The following is a 19,894-nucleotide window of genomic DNA, read 5'->3' on the forward strand; positions in this document are numbered from 1 at the left end:
GTTCAGCACTCGGTGATGGACAGCGGTGAAGACCAGAAACTGGTGTACCAGGTGAATCCGGCGACGTTGTTCGCGTGGTCGACGTACAGATCCCAGCGCCGCGACACGCCATCGGGGTCGGTGATGAACCCGAGCGTGCAGACGGCCGCGATGTCGTGTCCCGGGTACATCGCCTCATAAGCCCAGTCGGGCCTCGGGTAGAGATGCACCCATGTCTCGGCCTTGGCGCCGCCGGTCTTCTGCCCGACGTTCCCGCACCACTGCGTCGATTGCGTCGTCAGGTAGGACGCGTAGGTGTAGCCGGTCCGCATCTGGAAGTCGTCGTAGATCAGGTTCCAGCGGACGTTGCCCTGGTCGATGTAGCAGATCGTCCTCAGCGCGACGTTGCTGACCACGAGGTAGGCGGAGTCGAGGGCCGGTCTGAAATGCACCCAGGCTTCGCGATGCTCGGGCTTCAGCGTGGTCCGGGTCCCGACTTCGGCGCTGGCCATCGGCGCGGTCGAGACGAGTGCGGTCAGTACGAGCGCGGCCGTCACCAAGACGGCCTTCACCTTCTTCATCGAGGAATCCCCAGTTCGCGTGAAGGCTCGTCCGGCATGGACGAGTGAGCGTCACTTTAGAGACGGCCGGGGGTGCCGGACCAGGTCTGTTCCGGTGACCCGCCGGGTCAGTGCCGCCAGCGCTGCGCCGCGGTGATCTCCTCCGGGGTCGCGTGCGCGAACCGCTCGATCTCCGCCCGCCGCACGTCCACGATCGTCGTCGCCAGCGGAGCGCCGAACGCGGCCGCCAGGTCCTTGTCCGCCTCGAACGCCGCGACGGCCTCTTCCAGCCGCTGGGGCAGCCGCTCGATCCCGCGGGCGGCGCGTTCCTCCTCGGTCAAGGTCCCGGGATCGACGTCGAGCGGCACCGGAAGGGTCGCTTCCTCGTCGGCTCCGGCCATCCCGGCGAACAGCAGGGCGGCCGCCAGCAGATACGGATTCGCGGTCAGGTCGAAGCATTTGACCTCGAGGTTCGCCGCCGCGGCACGGTTCCCGGCGACGCCGCGCACCAGCCGCAGCGGCGTCTCCCGGTTCTCCAGTCCCCACGCGCCGTACACACCCGCCCAGTGGTGCGGCTCCAGCCGCAGATAGCTGACGACCGACGGCGCCCCGATCGCGAGCAGTGCGGGCAGCCGCCGCAGGATGCCCGCGCTGAACGACTCGGCGGCAGGCGTCAGCCCGAAAATCCTTTCCCCGCCGGAGAAAAGGTTCCGAGTGCCGTCCCAGACGCTCAGGTGCACATGCCCGCCGTTGCCGACGCCGGCGGGCACGAACTTCGGGGTGAAGGAAGCCTTCAGCCCGTGCCGGTGGCTGAGCGCGCGGATCGTCTCCTTCGTCAGGACGGCGACGTCGGCCGCGCGCACCGGGCCGGCCGCGGCGACCGACAGCTCGAACTGGCCGTCGGCGTACTCGGGGTGGATCTGCTCCACACCGACCCCTTGCTGGTCCAAAGTGGACACCAGGGCGCGGAGATAGTCCGCGTGCTCGGAAAGCCTCGCGTAACCGTACGCCGGGCCGGCGGTGGCCGAGGTCGGATCGTCCGGGGCGTCGGCGCCGGTGATCACCCACTCGATTTCGAAGCTCATCCGGGCCCGGAGTCCGCGGGCGGCGAGCCGGTCCACCGCCGTCGCCAGCAGGGCACGCGGATCCTGTGGATGCGGCTCGCCCTCCTGGTCGAGTTTCGTCACCGGTGCCCAGGCCCAGCCGGGTTGCCCGGCGAGCACGGTCAGCGCGTCGAGGTCCGGATGGAGCCGCAGGTCACCGACCGGGCCGAGGGAATGCTCACCGCCGGTGATGACGTCGTCCGAGCCGAAGAAGTCGAAGGATTTCGAAGCGCCGACACCCCACGCGGCCGCCGACGGCAGTTTCCGCAGGGGCACCGCCTTGACCCGCGCGATCCCGGCGTTGTCCACGAAGGTCAGCGCGACGAGCTCGACACCCCGGGCCCGGAGCTCCGCGGTGAGGGCGGTCGCGCGGGCGGTCAGTGCTTCCCGGTTCACCATGGTTCCTCATCCTGGCCTCGATCGGAGGCCCTTGCCACGCCCGGATCCGGTCATAGGGTGAGGCCGCACTCGTCGATCACGAGAAGGGACGCGCCCATGCCGGCAACCCCGATCCTGCCGTTCGTCGCCCGGACGAGGCTGGTGGATCACCACTGTCACGGCGTCGTCACCGGTGATCTGGGCCGGATCGAGTTCGAACAGCTGCTCACCGAGGCCGACACCGTCTCGTCACTGGGCACGACCCTGTTCGACTCGCTGATCGGGCTCGCGGTCCGCGCCCGCTGCGCCCCGGTGCTCGACCTGCCGCCGCACGTCCCGGCCGAGGTCTATCTGGCCCGCCGCGCCGAACTGGGCGCCACCGAGGTCAACGCGCGGTTCCTGCGCGCCACCGGCACGACCGAATTCCTGCTCGACGGCGGCTTCCTGCCGGACACGCTGACCACGACCGAGCAGTTCGCGGGCCTGTCCGGCGCCCGCGCGCGGGACATCGTCCGGCTCGAACAGGTCGCCGAAGCGGTGATCGGATCCACCACCGCGGCCGGATTCGCGACGGCGTTCGCGGCGGAGCTGGCGAGACGCGCGACGACCGCGGTCGGGTTCAAGTCCATCGCCGCCTACCGGGTCGGCCTCGACCTGGCGGGGGAGCGGCCGACGGACACCGAGGTCACCGAAGCGGCGGGCCGCTGGCTCGCCCGGATCGAGGCAGGCGAACCGGTCCGGCTCGCGGACGAGGTGCTGCACCGGTTCCTGATCTGGACCGGGATCGACCTGGCCCTGCCCATCCAGTTCCACGTCGGTTTCGGCGACTCCGATGTCGATCTGCATCGCTGCGATCCGCTGCTGCTCACCGGGCTGTTGCGGGCCACCCGGTCACACGGGGTGCCGATCATGCTGCTGCACAACTATCCCTTCCACCGGAACGCCGCGTATCTGGCGCAGGTGTTCGAGCACGTGTTCGTCGACGTGGGACTCGCGACGCACAACGCCGGTCATCGTGCGCCCGCGATCATCGCGGAGACAATGGAGATCGTGCCGTTCGGGAAGCTGCTGTTCTCCACGGACGCGTTCGGGCTGGCCGAGCTGTACCACCTCGGCACCGCGCTGTTCCGGCAGGGACTGTCCGACTTCCTGTACGCGGGGCTCACTTCGGACGTACTGTCCGAAGTGGACGCGCATCGGATAGCGGCGCTGGTGGGGCACCGCAACGCCGAACGGGTGTACGGGCTGGAGGGGACATGACGGAACTGGACGAACTGCAGGACCGGTGGGAGGCCGCCGTCGAGGCGGAACTGCCGTCCGCGATCGAGCTGCGGCACCGGGTGCACGCCGATCCGCGCGCGTCGGGGGACGAGGAGGACACCGCGAGGGTCCTCGTCGAGGCGCTGGGCATCGACGAAGGGGTCCCGGTCGCCAAGACCGGGCGCGCCGTGCTGCTCCCCGGTACCGCGGCGGGACCGGCCGTGGCGTTGCGTGCCGAACTGGACGCGCTGCCGGTCACCGAACGCACCGGGATCCCGTGGGCCTCGGAGACGTCGCTGATGCACGCGTGCGGGCACGACGTGCACATGGCCGCGCTCGTCGCCACCTGCCGCGCGGCGGCCGTGGTCGGGGTGCCCCGGCCGCTTCTCGCGCTCCTGCAGCCGCGTGAGGAGACGTCGCCGTCCGGCGCGCTGGACATCGTCGAGTCGGGCGTGCTCACCGAGTACGGCGTCGAGTCGGTCATCGGCGCGCATGTCCAGCCCAGGCTGGCGGCGGGCGTGGTGTCGGCGGTGCAGGGACCGGTCAACGCCTCCACCGACGAATTCGAGGTCGTCGTCCGCGGCCAGGGCGGGCACGCCGGCTACCCGCATCTGCTGCGGGACCCGATCCTCGCGCTCAGCCAGATCGTGGTGAGCCTGCAGCAGCTCGCGAGCCGCCGGGTCGACCCGGTGTTCGGCGCGGTCTGCTCGGTCGGGCGGATCGAAGCCGGGACGACGGCGAATGTCGTGCCGAACGAGGCCCGCCTGTCGGGCTCGCTGCGGCTGATGCGCGCCGACGACCGCGACCTCGCCCTGGAGGGGCTCGCCGAGGTCGTCCACGGCACCGCGAAGGCGCACGGCTGCCGGGCGGAACTGGAGATCAGCCCGTGCGAACCGGTGCTGCACAACGACGCCGGGCTCACCCAGCGCGCGCACCGGCGGCTCGTCCGGTCGGGGGCGGGCGTGGACACCGACTTCCGGTCGTTCGGCGCCGACGACTTCGCGCACTACTGCGGGATGACCCGCGGGCTGATGATGTTCGTCGGCCTCGGCGACACGGCGGGCGCGCCCAGCCTGCACGACGAAGTGTTCCTGCCGCCCGACGCGGCCATCGGGCACGTCGCGTCGGCGCTGATCGCGGGCTATTTGGCCGCCGTCGAGGGCTGACGCCCCCAAGAAGCCGGCGAAGCGCTACGGTGGCCGACGTGAATACCGCCTCGGCAGCGTTCCTCGCGACCATCCCCAGTCCCGACCAGGGCGTCTGGCATATCGGGCCGGTCCCGATCCGGGCCTACGCGCTCTGCATCATCGCCGGCATCATCGTGGCGATCTGGCTGGGCGAGCGGCGCTGGGTGAACCGCGGCGGCACGAAGGGCACGGTCATCGACGTCGCGGTCTTCGCGGTGCCGTTCGGCCTGGTCGGCGGGCGGTTGTACCACGTCATCACCGACAACCAGCTGTACTTCGGCGAGGGCAAGAACCCGCTCAACGCGCTGAAGATCTGGGACGGCGGCCTCGGGATCTGGGGTGCCATCGCGCTCGGCGCGGTCGGCGCGCTGATCGCCTGCCGCCGCCGGGGGATCCCGCTGCCCGCGATGGCCGACGCGCTCGCGCCGGGGATCGTGATCGCGCAGGCGATCGGGCGGATCGGCAACTACTTCAACCAGGAGCTCTACGGCGCGCACACCGACCTGCCGTGGGGCCTGGAGATCTACCAGCGCTACAACCCCACCAACCCGGACGACTTCCTGAACGGCGTCGCGCTCGGGCACGTCCCGCTGCCGGACAGCCCGGTGCACCCGACGTTCCTCTACGAGCTGATCTGGAACCTCGGTGTCGCGCTGCTGATCATCTGGGCGGACAAGAAGTTCCGCCTCGGCCACGGCCGCGTGTTCGCGCTGTACGTCGCCGGGTACACCGCGGGCCGGTTCTGGATCGAGATGATGCGGACCGACACCGCGAACCACATCCTCGGCCTGCGGGTCAACGTGTGGACCTCGATCCTGCTGTTCGTCGCGGCGATCGTGTACTTCGTCCTCGCCGCGAAGCGGGGGCCGCGGGAAGCGCCGGAAACCTTGTGGAGCAAGGACGTGCCGCGGGAGGACTCCGCCGAGCCCGCCGATGAGGCGCATGCGGACGTGGCGGCGGCTCCGGACACCGTCCGGGACTCGGCCGCCGACAAGGCGACCGAGGACCCGAAGCCGGACCCCGAGAAGTAGCGTTCCAAGTACGTGAAGGCCCCCTTCATTGCGCCTAGCGCAATGAAGGGGGCCTTCACGTACATCAGGGCGAGACCAGGCCTCGTCCGGTCACCAGGGGCAGGTCCAGCGCGGTCAGCAGCCCGGGCGGAGCCGCCACCACCGCCGGGATGGCGTTCACCAGCCGCATCGCGGTCGCCTTCAGGCCGGCCGTGTTGTGGTCGCCGTCGGTGCCGACCAGGCGCAGGTCCAGCACGTAGTTCGGCTCCCCGGTGACCTGGACGCGGTAGCAGCCCTGCCCGGCCGGCTGCGGCCAGTCCGGTCCGAGGTCGCCGCGCAGGCGCGTGACGTGCTCCAGCACGCACACCGCCCGCCCGCCGCGCATGCCGCGCACCTCGAACCGCAGCGCCGCCGCCGTGCCCTCTTTGATCGTTCCCGAGGCGATCTCGAACGTCTCAGGCGCCGGGAGCCGTTCGTAGACCTCCTCGACGCCGTCGAGTTCGACGTCCAGCCCGGCCGCGAGCTGCCGAACGACGCTGCCCCAGGCCAGCGACAGCACGCCGGGCTGCAGCAACAGCGGCGGATCGTCCATCTCCCGGCCGAAGCCCATGATGTCGAAAAGGACCTTGCCGTTGTCGTACGTCGAGTAGTCGAGGATCTCCAGGCAGCGCACCTCGTCGATCCGTTCGCACACACCGGTGAGCACCAGTGGCAGCCAGTCGTTGGCGAAGCCGGGGTCGACACCGTTGACCCACAGCGAGGCGCCGCCTTCGCGGGCGGCCTCCCGGATCGGCTCGATCATCTCCGGCGGGACGACACCGTCGGGGTACTGGAGGAAGACCGGGCTGCTGGACACCACGTTGATCCCCGCGCGCAGGAAGCGTTTCAGGTCTTCGACGGCCTCGGGCAGCCGGTCGTCGGCCATCGCCGTGTAGAGCACGCAGTCCGGCTTCAGCGCGATGAGGGCGTCCGCGTCGGTCGTCGCGGTGACGCCTAACGGCCGTCCGAGCCCGGCCAGTTCCCCGGCGTCCACGCCCGCCTTGGCCTCGCTCGAAACCCAGACCCCGGCGAGTTCGAGATCGGGGCGGGCGTCGATCCCGGCCAGCGCGTGGCGGCCGACGTTCCCGGTACTCCACTGGACCACGCGCACGGCGCCTCCTACAGATCGGGCAGACCAAGTTCCAGGTTCGGAGCCTGCAATCCACCGTCGACTTCGATGATCTTGCCGGTGACGTACCGGCCCGCGCCCGACGCCAGGAACACGACGGTGGCCGCGATGTCCTCGGCCTCGCCGATCCGGCGCAGGGGAGTGGCGGCCTCCATGCGGCCGCGCAGTTCGTCGTTGCCCACCACCACTTCGAGCGCGGAGGTCGCCACCGAGCCGACCGAGATGGCGTTCACGCGCACCTTCGGCGCGAGATCGGCGGCCGCGAGCCGGGTGTAGTGCGCCAGCGCGGCCTTCGCCGTCCCGTACGCGGCGAAGCCCCGGCCGGTCACGCGGCCCATGACCGACGAGATGTTGACGACCGATCCGCCCGTCTCCAATAAGGACGGGGCCGCCGCGACGGTCAGCGCGTGCGCGGTGGAGACGTTGAAACGAAAGGCTTCTTCGAGGAATCCGGCGGTGGTTTCCAACAGCGGCCGGGGATAGGTGCCGCCGACGTTGTTGACCACCAGGTCCAGCCGCCCGAACTCCGCCGTCGCGATCCGCGCCAGCTCGCCCGCGGCGGCCGGGTCGCTCAGGTCGGCGGGCACCACGTGGGCGCGTCTGCCGGTGGCGGCGACCAGGGCGGCCACCTCGTCGAGCTGGGTTTCGGTGCGGGACGAGATCACCACGTCGGCACCGGCCTCGGCGAGCGCCACGGCCGTCGCCGCGCCGATCCCGCGTCCGGCGCCGGTGACCACGGCGACCTGGTCGGTGAGCCGGAAACGGTCCAGGATCATACGCGAAACTGTAACACGTTCTATTTCCGGTGTCCCGGGCTCGCGCGAGGAGCCCGGAGTGACTAGGGTCGCCTCACCGCGTCTCGTGACATCCCGGAACGGGACATATACTTAGCGGAACGAACTACTGTGACCTCATCAGGAACTGTGTCGTTCCGGGCGTCCAGATCGTTACCCATCCGCGGGCTTTCGCGCCCGCCGAACTGATGCCGACGTGTTTCACAGGTGTTAAAGTCGCGCTAACGAACGGGCCATCGTCGTCCCGTGCGCATTCCCCCGGCCGGCCCCGCCCGGCCGCTGAGCACAGACGACGAAGGAGGTCCCTTCATGATCTTCTCCGCCATTCCAGGCAAACAGGGTCTCTACGATCCCGAATCCGAACAGGACTCCTGCGGTGTGGCCATGGTGGCCGACGTCCGCGGGCGGCGTTCGCACGGAATCGTCACCGACGGCCTGTCCGCGCTGACGAACCTCGACCACCGCGGTGCCGCCGGCGCCGAGCCGACCAGTGGTGACGGCGCGGGCATCCTGCTGCAGCTCCCGGACGAGTTGCTGCGGGCCGAAGTGGACTTCACGCTGCCCCAGGCGGACGCCGACGGTCACCAGACCTACGCGACCGGTATCGGTTTCCTGCCCTCGGACATCGAGGAGCGGAACAAGGCCATCGCCCTGATCGAGCGGATCGCCGGCGAAGAGGGCCTCGACGTCCTCGGCTGGCGTGAGGTCCCGGTCGACGCCGACCGCGCCGACATCGGCCCGACGGCGCGTTCGGTGATGCCGCATTTCGCGATGCTGTTCGTCGCGGCCGCCGAGACCGACGGGCGATGTCCCTCCGGGCTCGAACTGGACCGCCTGGCCTTCTGCCTCCGCAAGCGCGTCGAGAACGAGAGCGTGACCGCCGGCTGCGGCACCTATTTCCCGTCGCTGTCCTCGCGCACCATCGTCTACAAGGGAATGCTGACCCCCGAGCAGCTCCCGCTCTTCTTCGCCGACCTGACCGACACCCGGCTCACCAGCGCCATCGCGCTCGTGCACTCCCGGTTCTCCACCAACACCTTCCCGTCGTGGCCGCTGGCGCATCCGTTCCGGTTCGTCGCGCACAACGGCGAGATCAACACCATCCGGGGCAACCGCAACCGCATGCGCGCCCGTGAGGCGCTGCTCGAATCGGATCTCATCCCCGGCGACCTGACCCGCCTGTACCCGATCTGCTCGGCCGACGCGTCGGACTCCGCCTCCTTCGACGAGGTGCTGGAGCTGCTGCACCTCGGCGGCCGGTCGCTGCCGCACGCGGTGCTGATGATGATCCCCGAAGCGTGGGAGAACCACACCGGGATGAACGCCCAGCGCCGTGCGTTCTACCAGTTCCACGCCAGCCTCATGGAGCCGTGGGACGGCCCGGCCTGCGTCACCTTCACCGACGGCACCCTCGTCGGCGCCGTCCTCGACCGCAACGGCCTGCGCCCCGCCCGCTGGTGGCGCACCGCGGACGACCGTGTCGTGCTGGCCAGTGAGGCGGGCGTGCTCGACGTCGCCCCCGCGGACGTCGTGGCCAAGGGCCGCCTCAAACCCGGCCGCATGTTCCTGGTGGACACCGAAGCGGGCCGGATCGTCGACGACGAAGAGGTCAAGTCGGAGCTGGCCAAGGAACTCCCGTACGAAGGCTGGCTGCACGCCGGCCTCCTGCAGATCGCCGACCTCCCGGACCGCGATCACATCGTGCAGAGCCACGATTCCGTGCTGCGGCGCCAGCTTTCCTTCGGCTACACCGAAGAAGAGCTGAAGATCCTCCTCGCGCCGATGGCGCTCAAGGCCGCCGAGCCGATCGGCTCGATGGGTTCCGACACCCCGCCCGCGGTGCTGTCGCAGCGTTCCCGGCTGCTCTACGACTACTTCAAGCAGAACTTCGCGCAGGTCACCAACCCGCCGCTGGACGCGATCCGCGAAGAGCTCGTCACCTCGATGAGCCGGATCATGGGGCCCGAGCGGAACCTGCTCGCCCCCGGCCCGGCCTCCTGCCGTCACGTGCAGCTGCCGTATCCGGTGATCGACAACGACGAGCTCGCCAAGCTGATCCACATCAACGACGACGGCGACCTTCCCGGCTTCGCGTGCAGTGTCCTTTCCGGACTGTACGAAGTGGACGGTGGGGCCGACGCGCTGGCGTCCGCGATCGAGCGGGTCCGGCGCGAGGCCTCCGAGGCGATCGAGGCGGGCGCGCGCACGCTGGTCCTGTCCGATCGCGACTCCGACCATCGGATGGCGCCGATCCCGTCGCTGCTGCTCGTCTCCGCGGTGCACCACCATCTGGTGCGCACCAAGGAAAGGCTGCGGGTCGCGCTCGTCGTCGAGACCGGCGACGCCCGCGAGGTCCACCACATCGCGCTGCTGCTCGGCTACGGCGCCGCGGCGGTGAACCCGTACTTGGCCTTCGAGACCATCGAAGACATGATCTCGACCGGCGGCATCACCGGGATCGAGCCCGCCACCGCGATCCGCAACTACGTCAAGGCGCTCGTGAAGGGCGTCCTGAAGATCATGTCGAAGATGGGCATCTCGACCGTCGGCGCGTACACCGCGGCGCAGGTCTTCGAATCCTTCGGGTTGGCACAGGATCTGCTCGACGAGTACTTCACCGGGACGTCGTCGAAGCTCGGCGGCGTCGGGCTGAGCGTGCTCGCCGAAGAGGTCGCCACGCGCCACCGCCGGGCGTACCCGGACAACCCGACCGATCGGGTCCACCGTGGACTCGAGACCGGCGGTGAGTACGCGTACCGCCGCGAGGGCGAACTGCACCTGTTCACCCCGGAGACCGTCTTCCTGTTGCAGCACGCGACGAAGACCGGCCGGGAAGAGGTGTACAAGAAGTACTCCGACGAGGTGCACCGCCTGTACCGGCAGGGTGGCGCGCTGCGCGGGCTGTTCTCCTTCCGCGAGGGCGCGCGCGAGCCCGTGCCACTGGACGAGGTCGAGCCCGTCGAGGCGATCTTCAAACGCTTCAACACCGGCGCGATGTCCTACGGCTCGATTTCGGCCGAGGCGCACGAAACGCTCGCCATCGCGATGAACCGCATCGGCGGCCGGTCCAACACCGGTGAGGGCGGGGAAGACCCCGAGCGGCTCTACGACCCGGCGCGGCGCAGCGCGATCAAGCAGGTCGCGAGCGGCCGGTTCGGCGTCACGAGCGAGTACCTGGTCAACGCCGACGACATCCAGATCAAGATCAAGCAGGTCGCGAGCGGCCGGTTCGGCGTCACGAGCGAGTACCTGGTCAACGCCGACGACATCCAGATCAAGATGGCGCAGGGCGCGAGCGGCCGGTTCGGCGTCACGAGCGAGTACCTGGTCAACGCCGACGACATCCAGATCAAGATGGCGCAGGGTGCGAAGCCGGGTGAGGGCGGGCAGCTGCCGCCGAACAAGGTGTATCCGTGGATCGCGCGCACACGGCATTCGACGCCGGGCGTCGGGTTGATCTCGCCGCCGCCGCACCACGACATCTACTCGATCGAGGATCTGGCGCAGCTGATCCACGACCTCAAGAACGCCAACGAGAACGCCCGCATCCACGTGAAGCTGGTGTCCTCGCTCGGCGTCGGCACGGTCGCGGCGGGCGTGTCCAAGGCGCACGCCGACGTCGTGCTGATCTCCGGTCACGACGGCGGCACCGGCGCCTCCCCGATGAACTCGCTCAAACACGCGGGCACGCCGTGGGAGATCGGGCTCGCCGAGACGCAGCAGACGTTGCTGCTCAACGGTTTGCGCGACCGGATCACCGTGCAGGTCGACGGCGCGATGAAGACCGGCAAGGACGTCGTCATCGCCGCGCTGCTCGGCGCGGAGGAGTACGGCTTCGCGACGGCGCCGCTGATCGTCGAGGGCTGCGTCATGATGCGCGTCTGCCACCTCGACACCTGCCCGGTCGGCGTCGCGACCCAGAGCCCGGATCTGCGCAAGCGGTACACCGGCCAGGCCGACCACGTCGTGAACTACTTCCGGTTCGTCGCCGAAGAGGTCCGGGAAACGTTGGCGGCGCTCGGTTTCCGCACCCTCGACGAGGCCATCGGGCACGCCGAGATGCTGAACACCGACGAGGCGGTCGAGCACTGGAAGGCCTCCGGTCTCGACCTCGCGCCGATCTTCGAGATGCCGACGGAGACCCCGTACGGCGGGGCGAAGCGGCGCACGCGCACGCAGGACCACGGTCTGGAGCACGCGCTCGACCGGACGCTGATCCAGCTCGCCGAGGCGGCGCTGGAGGACGCGCATCCGGTGCGGCTGGAGCTGCCGGTGCGGAACGTGAACCGGACCGTCGGCACGCTGCTCGGCTCCGAGATCACCCGCCGCTACGGCGGCGAGGGCCTGCCCGAGGACACGATCCACGTGCTGCTGACCGGTTCCGCCGGGCAGTCGCTCGGCGCGTTCCTGCCGCGCGGCATCACGCTCGACATGGTCGGCGACGCGAACGACTACGTCGGTAAGGGCCTGTCGGGCGGGCGGATCATCGTGCGCCCGCATCCGGACGCGAAGTTCGCGGCGGAAGGCCAGACCATCGCCGGGAACACACTCGCTTACGGCGCCACCGGCGGCGAGATGTTCCTGCGCGGCCAGGTCGGCGAGCGGTTCTGCGTGCGCAACTCCGGCGCGGTGGTCGTCGCCGAGGGCGTCGGCGACCACGCCTTCGAGTACATGACCGGTGGGCAGGCCGTGGTGCTCGGCCCGACCGGGCGCAACCTCGCGGCGGGGATGTCCGGCGGCGAGGCCTACGTGCTCGACCTGGACCGTGGCAAGGTCAACGAGGAGATGGTCAACTTGCTGACCCCGTCCTCGGAGGATCTCGCCTGGCTCAAGAAGACCGTGCAGAAACATTACGACCTCACACGTTCGGCCGTGGCCGCGTCGCTGCTCGGCGACTGGCCGCGTCGCTCGGCGGCGTTCACCAAGGTGATGCCCCGCGACTACCAGCGTGTCCTTGACGCGGCGAAGGCGGCGCGTGCCGCGGGCCGCGACGTCGACGAAGCGATCATGGAGGCCGCTCGTGGCTGATCCGACGGGTTTCCTGAAGTACGAACGCGAAGAGCCGAAGAAGAAGTCCAAAGAGGAGCGTCTCGCCACCTGGGGCGAGGTCTACGTCGACGTCGAGCCGGCCGAGCGCAACGAACAGGTGCGCAAGCAGGCTTCGCGGTGCATGGACTGCGGTATCCCGTTCTGTCATTCCAGTGGTTCCGGCTGCCCGCTGGGCAACCTGATCCCGGAGTGGAACGACCTCGTGCGCCGCGGCGACTGGGCCGCGGCGAGCGACCGGCTCCACGCCACCAACAACTTCCCCGAGTTCACCGGGAAGCTGTGCCCCGCGCCGTGCGAGGCGGGTTGTGTCCTTTCGGTCTCGCCGCTGTCCGGCGGTCCGGTCGCGATCAAGCGCGTCGAGCAGACGATCGCCGACCAGTCGTGGGAAGCGGGCTACGTGCAGCCGCAGATCTCGGCGGTGTCGTCGGGGCAGCTGGTCGCGGTCGTCGGCTCCGGCCCCGCCGGGCTCGCGGCCGCGCAGCAGCTGACCCGCGCCGGCCACGAAGTGACCGTCTACGAACGGGACGACCGGCTCGGCGGCCTGCTGCGGTACGGCATCCCCGAGTTCAAGATGGAGAAGAAGGTCCTCGACCGGCGGCTCGCGCAACTCCGCAAGGAGGGCACGAAGTTCGTCACCGGCTGCGAGGTCGGCGTCGATCTGACCGTCGAGGAACTGCGGGCGGGCTACGACGCGGTGGTCCTCGCCGTGGGCGCGCTGCGCGGCCGCGACGACACGACGACGCCGGGTCGCGAGCTGTCGGGGATCCACCTGGCGATGGAACATCTGGTCCCGGCCAACAAGTACGTCGAGGGCGACGGCCCGTCGGCGGTGGACGCGGCGGGCAAGCACGTCGTCATCATCGGCGGCGGTGACACCGGGGCCGACTCATACGGCACCGCGACCCGGCAGGGCGCGCTTTCGGTGACCCAGCTGGACCAGTACCCGACGCCACCGTCCACAAGGGACGACGAGCGGTCGCCGTGGCCGACCTGGCCGTACATCCTGCGCACCTACCCCGCGCACGAAGAGGCGGGCGAGCGCAAGTTCGCCGTCGCGGTCACCCGGTTCATCGGTGACGACGAAGGCAACGTGCGTGCCGTCGAGCTCCGGCAGGTCCGCGTGGTCAAGGACCCGGAGACCGGCAAGCGCATGGTGACCCCGATCAACGACGAGGTCGAGGAGCTGCCGGCCGATCTCGTGCTGCTCGCGATCGGGTTCGAGGGTGTCGAGCACATGCCGTTGCTGGACGGGCTCGGGCTTTCGCTGACCAAACGCGGCACGCTCTCGTGCGGCGCGGACTGGCAGACCTCCTCGCCCGGCGTGTTCGTCTGCGGCGACGCGCACCGCGGTGCCTCGCTGGTCGTATGGGCGATCGCCGAGGGACGCTCGGTGGCGAGCGCGGTGGACGCGTACCTGACCGGTGCTTCGGACCTGCCCGCTCCGGTGCACCCGACGGCGCTGCCGCTCGCGGTGGTCTAGGTCCGGACAGCGTCGCGACATGGGCGGGCCGGTGGAAGGCTCCACTGACCTCTGGTAGCGCGGTTCGCGTGACTGGACGGACGACACGACTGGCGGCTGGGCATGCCGTGTGTCGTCCGTCTGATCACGCGAACAGACCGCTCGCGAGGCCCCGGCCTGGCGATGCCCGCGCAACTCGCGCAGCGTCAGGGACAGTCCGGCCTGCTCGACAGTTACGACGTCATCGGNCTCTGGTAGCGCGGTTCGCGTGACTGGACGGACGACACGACTGGCGGCTGGGCATGCCGTGTGTCGTCCGTCTGATCACGCGAACAGACCGCTCGCGAGGCCCCGGCCTGGCGATGCCCGCGCAACTCGCGCAGCGTCAGGGACAGTCCGGCCTGCTCGACAGTTACGACGTCATCGGTTTCGATCCGCGAGGGACCACTTACAGCACGCCGGTGACCTGTGACCTGACCGAGGAGCAGCGGTTCATCGTCGTCGGCCCGTACGCGGGCGGCCCGCGCGACGTAGCCGAGAAGGCGGCGAAGTCCCGTGTGGTGGCGAAGCAATGCGCCGAGTCGAAGACGGCGGATCTCCTGCCGCAGATGACCACCGCCAACACGGCGCGCGACATGGACCGGATCCGCGAGGCGTTGGGGGAGCGGAAGATCTCGTACTACGGCGTTTCGTACGGGAGCTATCTCGGCGCCGCCTACGCGTCGATGTTCCCCGCACGCACGGACCGGATCGTGCTGGACAGCCTGCTCGGTCCCGACGGGCTGGACGTCCGGGCGCATCAGCGTTTCGCCGAGGGCTTCGATGACCGCTTCGGCGACTTCACGGCTTGGGCGGCGGCACGGGACGACGTCTACCACCTCGGGCGGACGCCGGCCGAGGTGACGGCGAAGTTCGTCGAACTGGCCGAAAAGCGCCCGGGAATCCGAAGCGACACCTGGGGAGCGCTGTACGACGACGCGAACTTCCCGGGGCTCGCCGAGAAATGGTCCGCTCCGGCAGCGAAGGCGCAGGGCGGGCCGCTCGACTCCGACAATCACGCCGCGCTCCAGCTCCAGGTGCTCTGCAACGACTCCGACTGGCCGGAAAACGTCCGCTACTACCAAAAGGCGGTCGAACGCGCGCGCGTGACACATCCGCTGTTCGGCCCCGCCGCCGCGAACATCAACCCGTGCGCGTTCTGGCCGGTCGAACGCCGCGAACCGCCCGTGCGGATCCACGACCGCGGCCCGTCGAACATCCTGCTGGTGCAGAACCTCCGCGACCCGGCGACGCCGCTCGTCGGCGCCCGCGAACTGCGGGCGGCGCTGGGGACCCGGGCGAAGTTCGTCACCGTGGACGCGGGTGGGCACGGCGTCTTCACCATGGGGAACGCCTGCGGCAACGACGCGGTCGTCCGCTATCTGCGGGATGGTGCCCTTCCGGCCGCGGACGCGCACTGTCCGGCTTGATCAGGAGAACAGGAAGACGATCAAACCGATCCAGCCGAGGCCGCCGACCAGGATCCCCAGCAGGACCCCGGCGGCGGTTTCGGCGAAGGTGTCTTCGCCCAGCTTGACGCGGGCCCAGCCCAGCCAGGCCACCAGCAGGCCGCCGAGCAGCATCACGGGCCCGAAGGTGAACACCAGCACGGTGACCGCGGCGGATTCGGGCGACGTGTACGGCGAGATCCCGAAACCGGATCCGCGCTTGATCGACCATCCCACGGCGAGCGTCACGAGCGCCGAACCGGCCAGCGCCAGAATCGACGGCCAGGCGAGGCCTTGGCCGTCACCGACCACGATCGCGATCGGTGCCAGGAGCATCCAGGCGATCGGAGCCGCGAGACGCGTGCCCAGCCGGGCGAAGCCGTTCACCGAAATCCCCACGAGCAAGGCTAACCCGCCCGCGGCTTGGCCGTAGTTGGGCCGAACGGCCGCTTGTACGCCTGGTAGCAGGACAAATACTTTCGAAATGTCGTGCAAGTCATACGGCAATTCACCGGTGGCGAAAGGTGGTACGCCATGAAGAGGACGGCTTCCCGGACGGGGATCCTGGCGGCGCTCGTCGGGCTGGCGGTGACGGGGCTGACCGCCGTCGCGGGTCCCGCGCACGCCGGACCGGTCCAGCATCAGGCAGCGACCGGCGCGGAGGCGGTGGCGGCCTACTGGACGCCCGAGCGGATGCGGTCGGCGGTGCCGATCGAACGGCTGGTCCAGGCGCCCGCCTTCACACCGAAGGATGTCGCGAAGGGCAAGAGCACGATCATCCAGAGCATCCCCAACGGTGGCGGAGCGTGGACCGGGGCCGGCAAGGTCGTCCAGACCGCGGGCCGGGTGTTCTTCACCATGGGCGGGCGGAACGCGTCGTGCTCCGGTGACGCGGTCACCAGCACGAACGGCAGCGTCGTGATCACCGCCGGCCACTGCGTGAAGTACCAGGGCGCCTGGCACACCAACTGGACCTTCGCGCCCGGGTACAACAACGGCAACACGCCCTACGGCACCTGGGCCGCGAAGAGCACGCTGACCACTCCGCAGTGGGAAGCGAGCGAGGACATGAACTACGACATCGGCGCGGCCGTGGTCAGCCCGCTCAACGGGCAGAAGCTGACCGACGTCGTCGGCGCGCAGGGGATCGCGTTCAACCAGGCGCGCAACCAGTCGATGTACACGTTCGGGTACCCGGCGGCGGCGCCGTACGACGGCTCGAAGCTGATCTACTGCAGCGGGAGCACGTTCACCGACTTCCTGCTCACCAAGGACCACGGGATGAGCTGCAACATGACCGGCGGTTCGAGCGGCGGCCCGTGGTTCCTCAACTTCAGCGAGGCGACCGGCGCGGGCGTCCAGGCCTCGGTGAACAGCTTCGGCTACACCTTCCTGCCCGGTTACATGTTCGGCCCGTACTTCGGGACGGACGCGCAGAACCTCTACAACAAGGCGCAGGCCGCCTGATCAGCCCGCCGCCCGTCCACGTTCTGGGACTTTCGTCCCGGTGGGCGGGCGGCTTTCGGCGCGGCATATCCTGGTCCGGTGAACTGGACAGTGGACGTTCCCGTCGACACGCTCCCCGAACTGCCTCCTCTGCCTCCCGAGCTGCGTGATCGGCTCGACGACGCGCTTTCCCGGCCCGCGGCGCAGCAGCCCGAGTGGCCGGACGCCGAGCTGACGAAGCGGGTCCGCGGCGTGCTGGAGAGTGTGCCGCCGATCACCGTCCCCGCCGAGATCGACCGTCTTTCCGACCGGCTCGCGATGGTCGCCCGCGGCGAGGCGTTCCTGCTTCAGGGCGGCGACTGCGCGGAGACGTTCGAGTCGAACACCGAACCGCATATCCGCGCCAACCTGCGCACCCTGCTGCAGATGGCCGTCGTCCTCACTTACGGCGCGAGCCTCCCGGTGGTGAAGGTCGGCCGGATCGCCGGCCAGTACGCGAAGCCGCGTTCGGCGTCCACCGACGCGCTCGGCCTGCCGGTGTACCGCGGCGACATCATCAACTCGCTCGTCGCCAAGCCCGAACTCCGCGTGCCCGACCCCGGCCGGATGATCCGCGCCTACGCGAACGCGGGCGCCGCGATGAACCTCGTCCGCGCGCTCACCGGCGCCGGCATGGCGGACCTGCACCAGGTGCACGACTGGAACAAGGACTTCGTGAAGTCCTCGCCCGCCAGCGAGCGCTACGAGGCGCTGGCCTCGGAGATCGACCGCGGCCTGCGGTTCATGTCGGCCTGCGGGGTCACCGACACCTCGCTCCAGTCCACCGAGATCTTCGCCAGCCACGAGGCGCTGCTGCTGGACTACGAGCGCTCCATGCTGCGGATGGACCGCGCGGACGCGGCGAACCCCAAGCTGTACAACCTGTCCTCGCACTTCCTGTGGGTGGGCGAGCGGACCAGGCAGCTCGACGGCGCGCACATCGCCTTCGCCGAACTGCTGGCCAACCCGATCGGCCTCAAGATCGGCCCGACGACCACGCCCGAGCAGGCCGTCGAGTACGTCCGCCGCCTCGACCCGCGCAACGAGCCCGGCCGCCTGACGCTGATCGCCCGGATGGGCAACGGCAAGGTCCGCGAGGTGCTGCCCGCGATCGTCGAGAAGGTCGAGGCCTCCGGGCACAAGGTCATCTGGCAGTGCGACCCCATGCACGGCAACACCCACGAGTCTTCGACGGGCTACAAGACCCGGCACTTCGACCGGATCGTGGACGAGGTGCAGGGCTTCTTCGAGGTGCACCGCAAGCTCGGCACGTACCCTGGCGGCATCCACGTCGAGCTGACCGGCGAGGACGTCACCGAATGCCTCGGCGGCGCGCAGGAGATCTCGGATCTGGACCTTTCGGGCCGGTACGAGACCGCTTGCGACCCGCGCCTGAACACGCAGCAGTCGCTGGAGCTGGCGTTCCTGGTCGCGGAGATGCTGCGCGGCTGAGCTGTCAGGCGGTGTGCAGCAGGCGCGAAGCCGATTTGAGCACGCCGTCCCGCAGCGAACCCACGTCCGAGACCGCCGCCCCGTTCGCCTGAAGTCCGATGTGGACCGAGTCGCGATAGGTCGCCACCGCGATGCCGACCGCCTGCCGCGGCGCCAGCGGCACGAACGGGTACACGCCGGAGACCTTCGTCCCGTCGAGGGTGAGCCGGTTGGGCGGCACCGGAACCGTGGTGATCACGAGGTCGAACAGCAGCGGCGCGGCCAGCCCGGCCGCCTTCGAGCCGAGCCGGTGCAGCATCGGCGGCATCCGGTCGGCGAGCAGCGGGAACGCGCCCGCGCCCCGGGCCGGGCCCGCCGCCTTGTTCCGGCCCATTTCGCGCTGGACGGCCAGCAGCCGCTCCACCGGGTCGTCGAGGCCGACCGGCAGCTCGCAGAGATAACCGGACAGCTTGTTCCCACCGAGCTGCTCGGCGGAACGCCCGCGCACGCTGACCGGGATGAGCGCCCGCAGCGTCCGGTCGTCGGCGCGCTGGCCGCGGTTGATCATCCAGTCGCGCAGCGCGCCGCTGAGGATCGCCAGCACGACGTCGTTGGCGGTGCCGCCGTGGGCCCGGCGGATCCGCCGGATCTCGGCGGTGTCCAGCCGGACGAGGCCGAGCCGTCGTTCGGTGGACGGCGGCGCGCTGATCGGCGACAGCGGCGAACGGGTCGCGCGGACGACCGAAGAGGCGATGCCTGCCTGGGCCAGCGTCGAGCCGACCGCTTCCTTGACAGCGTCCACAGGGGAGCGAGGCGCCGGCGGAGCGGTCCCGCTGTGCGGACGCCTCGGCGCGCGGGGGAGTTCGTCGAGCAGGCCGACCGCGACAGCGTACGCGCCCGCCCCATCGGTGAGGGCGTGGTGCAGTTTCAGCAGCAACGCGAACTCGCCGTCCGGCAGGCCGGTGACGAGATGCAAGTCCCACAAGGGTTTTCCGGTGTCGAGCGGCCGCCCCATCCAGCGCGAGGCGTAGGCGGAGAGCGGGTCCGGTTCGTACAGGGAGCTCAGGTGGTGATGTGAAATATGTTCACTGGCAACGAAATCCGGGTCCTCGGCCCAGGTGGCGGAGCCGGGCGGGAACAGCGCGGTGCGGGGGCGCTGACGCAGCTTGGGGAGCCTGGCCGCCCGTTCGGCGAGCAGCGTGGTCAGCTCGCGCGCGTGCACCTGCCCGTGCGGGCGGAAGGTGACCACCGCCCCCATGTGCATGGGCGTCGTTTCGCTTTCCAGGCAAAGGAAAGCGACATCGAGTGCGCTCAGCTGCAGGCCTGACATCAGCGACCTTTCTCGGTACTCCGGCGGCGGTGGGCACAACTGCACCAGCCTGACATGACGGGCGGGTGGTCGTCATGTTTCCTCGGCGCTAACTACCGCCGGTTTCACTCGAACGATGGGATCGCGTTCGGACATGGACCACGGCTCTGCGGCAGATGGTGGACAGTGCGTCCCTGGGTAACTCGTTAGCGGATCATCCGAGGAAACCGGCAGA

At 69.8% G+C, this 19,894-nt stretch carries 13 protein-coding genes and 1 pseudogene; 8 read left to right on the forward strand and 6 right to left on the reverse strand.

Features of this window, described 5'->3' with window-relative positions; genetic code table 11:
• Positions 1–2: 2 nt before the first annotated feature.
• Together ACXIZN_RS03615 and ACXIZN_RS03620 are read right to left on the reverse strand one after the other, a co-directional pair.
• A complete protein-coding gene (locus ACXIZN_RS03615) occupies positions 3–560 on the reverse strand; it encodes a hypothetical protein (protein ID WP_457952539.1) in 558 nt (185 codons plus the stop codon).
• Between the two features lie 107 nt (positions 561–667).
• Positions 668–2,041, reverse strand: coding sequence for a glutamine synthetase family protein (locus ACXIZN_RS03620; RefSeq protein ID WP_457952540.1), 1,374 nt, complete (start codon positions 2,039–2,041; stop codon positions 668–670).
• 96 nt (positions 2,042–2,137) lie between these two features.
• Here ACXIZN_RS03620 and ACXIZN_RS03625 point away from each other — a divergent pair, with 96 nt between their 5' ends.
• Genes ACXIZN_RS03625 through lgt form a run of 3 tightly spaced genes read left to right on the forward strand, consistent with a single transcriptional unit; the run spans position 2,138 to position 5,498 of the window.
• The gene (locus ACXIZN_RS03625; RefSeq protein ID WP_457952541.1) at positions 2,138–3,280 is read left to right on the forward strand and encodes an amidohydrolase family protein; all 1,143 of its coding nucleotides are present in this window, start codon (positions 2,138–2,140) and stop codon (positions 3,278–3,280) included.
• Positions 3,277–4,446 carry a M20 metallopeptidase family protein gene (locus tag ACXIZN_RS03630; RefSeq protein WP_457952542.1) on the forward strand — a complete coding sequence of 390 codons (1,170 nt, stop codon included), beginning with the start codon at positions 3,277–3,279 and terminating at the stop codon, positions 4,444–4,446. Before ACXIZN_RS03625 ends, ACXIZN_RS03630 begins: the two co-directional genes overlap by 4 nt.
• A 29-nt stretch (positions 4,447–4,475) precedes the next feature.
• Entirely contained in the window at positions 4,476–5,498 is a 1,023-nt protein-coding gene (gene lgt, locus ACXIZN_RS03635; RefSeq protein WP_457952543.1) for a prolipoprotein diacylglyceryl transferase, read from the forward strand.
• Between the two features lie 64 nt (positions 5,499–5,562).
• On the opposite strand, the gene ACXIZN_RS03640 is transcribed toward lgt, so the two are convergent.
• Positions 5,563–6,627 carry an NAD(P)H-dependent amine dehydrogenase family protein gene (locus ACXIZN_RS03640; protein WP_457952544.1) on the reverse strand — a complete coding sequence of 355 codons (1,065 nt, stop codon included), beginning with the start codon at positions 6,625–6,627 and terminating at the stop codon, positions 5,563–5,565.
• A gap of 8 nt (positions 6,628–6,635) precedes the next feature.
• Entirely contained in the window at positions 6,636–7,421 is a 786-nt protein-coding gene (locus ACXIZN_RS03645) for an SDR family oxidoreductase (protein ID WP_457952545.1), read from the reverse strand.
• 327 nt (positions 7,422–7,748) lie between these two features.
• Here ACXIZN_RS03645 and ACXIZN_RS03650 point away from each other — a divergent pair, with 327 nt between their 5' ends.
• From ACXIZN_RS03650 to ACXIZN_RS03660, 3 genes and pseudogenes are all read left to right on the forward strand, one after another.
• Positions 7,749–12,467 carry a glutamate synthase-related protein gene (locus tag ACXIZN_RS03650; RefSeq protein WP_457952546.1) on the forward strand — a complete coding sequence of 1,573 codons (4,719 nt, stop codon included), beginning with the start codon at positions 7,749–7,751 and terminating at the stop codon, positions 12,465–12,467.
• Positions 12,460–13,968, forward strand: a complete 1,509-nt coding sequence (locus tag ACXIZN_RS03655; RefSeq protein WP_457952547.1) for a glutamate synthase subunit beta — start codon at positions 12,460–12,462, stop codon at positions 13,966–13,968. The genes ACXIZN_RS03650 and ACXIZN_RS03655 overlap by 8 nt, the downstream gene beginning before the upstream one ends.
• A gap of 329 nt (positions 13,969–14,297) precedes the next feature.
• Positions 14,298–15,416 (forward strand): annotated as a pseudogene (locus ACXIZN_RS03660) (alpha/beta hydrolase); the annotation flags it as partial.
• Here ACXIZN_RS03660 and ACXIZN_RS03665 read toward each other — a convergent pair.
• On the reverse strand, positions 15,417–15,833 hold the full coding sequence (locus ACXIZN_RS03665) for a hypothetical protein (RefSeq protein WP_457952548.1): 417 nt from the start codon (positions 15,831–15,833) through the stop codon (positions 15,417–15,419).
• A 135-nt stretch (positions 15,834–15,968) separates the two neighbouring features.
• Here ACXIZN_RS03665 and ACXIZN_RS03670 point away from each other — a divergent pair, with 135 nt between their 5' ends.
• Both ACXIZN_RS03670 and ACXIZN_RS03675 read left to right on the forward strand, forming a co-directional pair.
• Complete coding sequence (locus ACXIZN_RS03670; protein WP_457952549.1) at positions 15,969–16,901, forward strand: trypsin-like serine peptidase; 933 nt, start codon at positions 15,969–15,971, stop codon at positions 16,899–16,901.
• Between the two features lie 78 nt (positions 16,902–16,979).
• The gene (locus ACXIZN_RS03675; RefSeq protein ID WP_034319228.1) at positions 16,980–18,371 is read left to right on the forward strand and encodes a class II 3-deoxy-7-phosphoheptulonate synthase; all 1,392 of its coding nucleotides are present in this window, start codon (positions 16,980–16,982) and stop codon (positions 18,369–18,371) included.
• Between the two features lie 4 nt (positions 18,372–18,375).
• On the opposite strand, the gene ACXIZN_RS03680 is transcribed toward ACXIZN_RS03675, so the two are convergent.
• Positions 18,376–19,680 carry a wax ester/triacylglycerol synthase family O-acyltransferase gene (locus tag ACXIZN_RS03680; protein WP_457952550.1) on the reverse strand — a complete coding sequence of 435 codons (1,305 nt, stop codon included), beginning with the start codon at positions 19,678–19,680 and terminating at the stop codon, positions 18,376–18,378.
• Positions 19,681–19,894: the final 214 nt, after the last annotated feature.

Source organism: Amycolatopsis sp. TRM77291 (genome assembly GCF_054166285.1).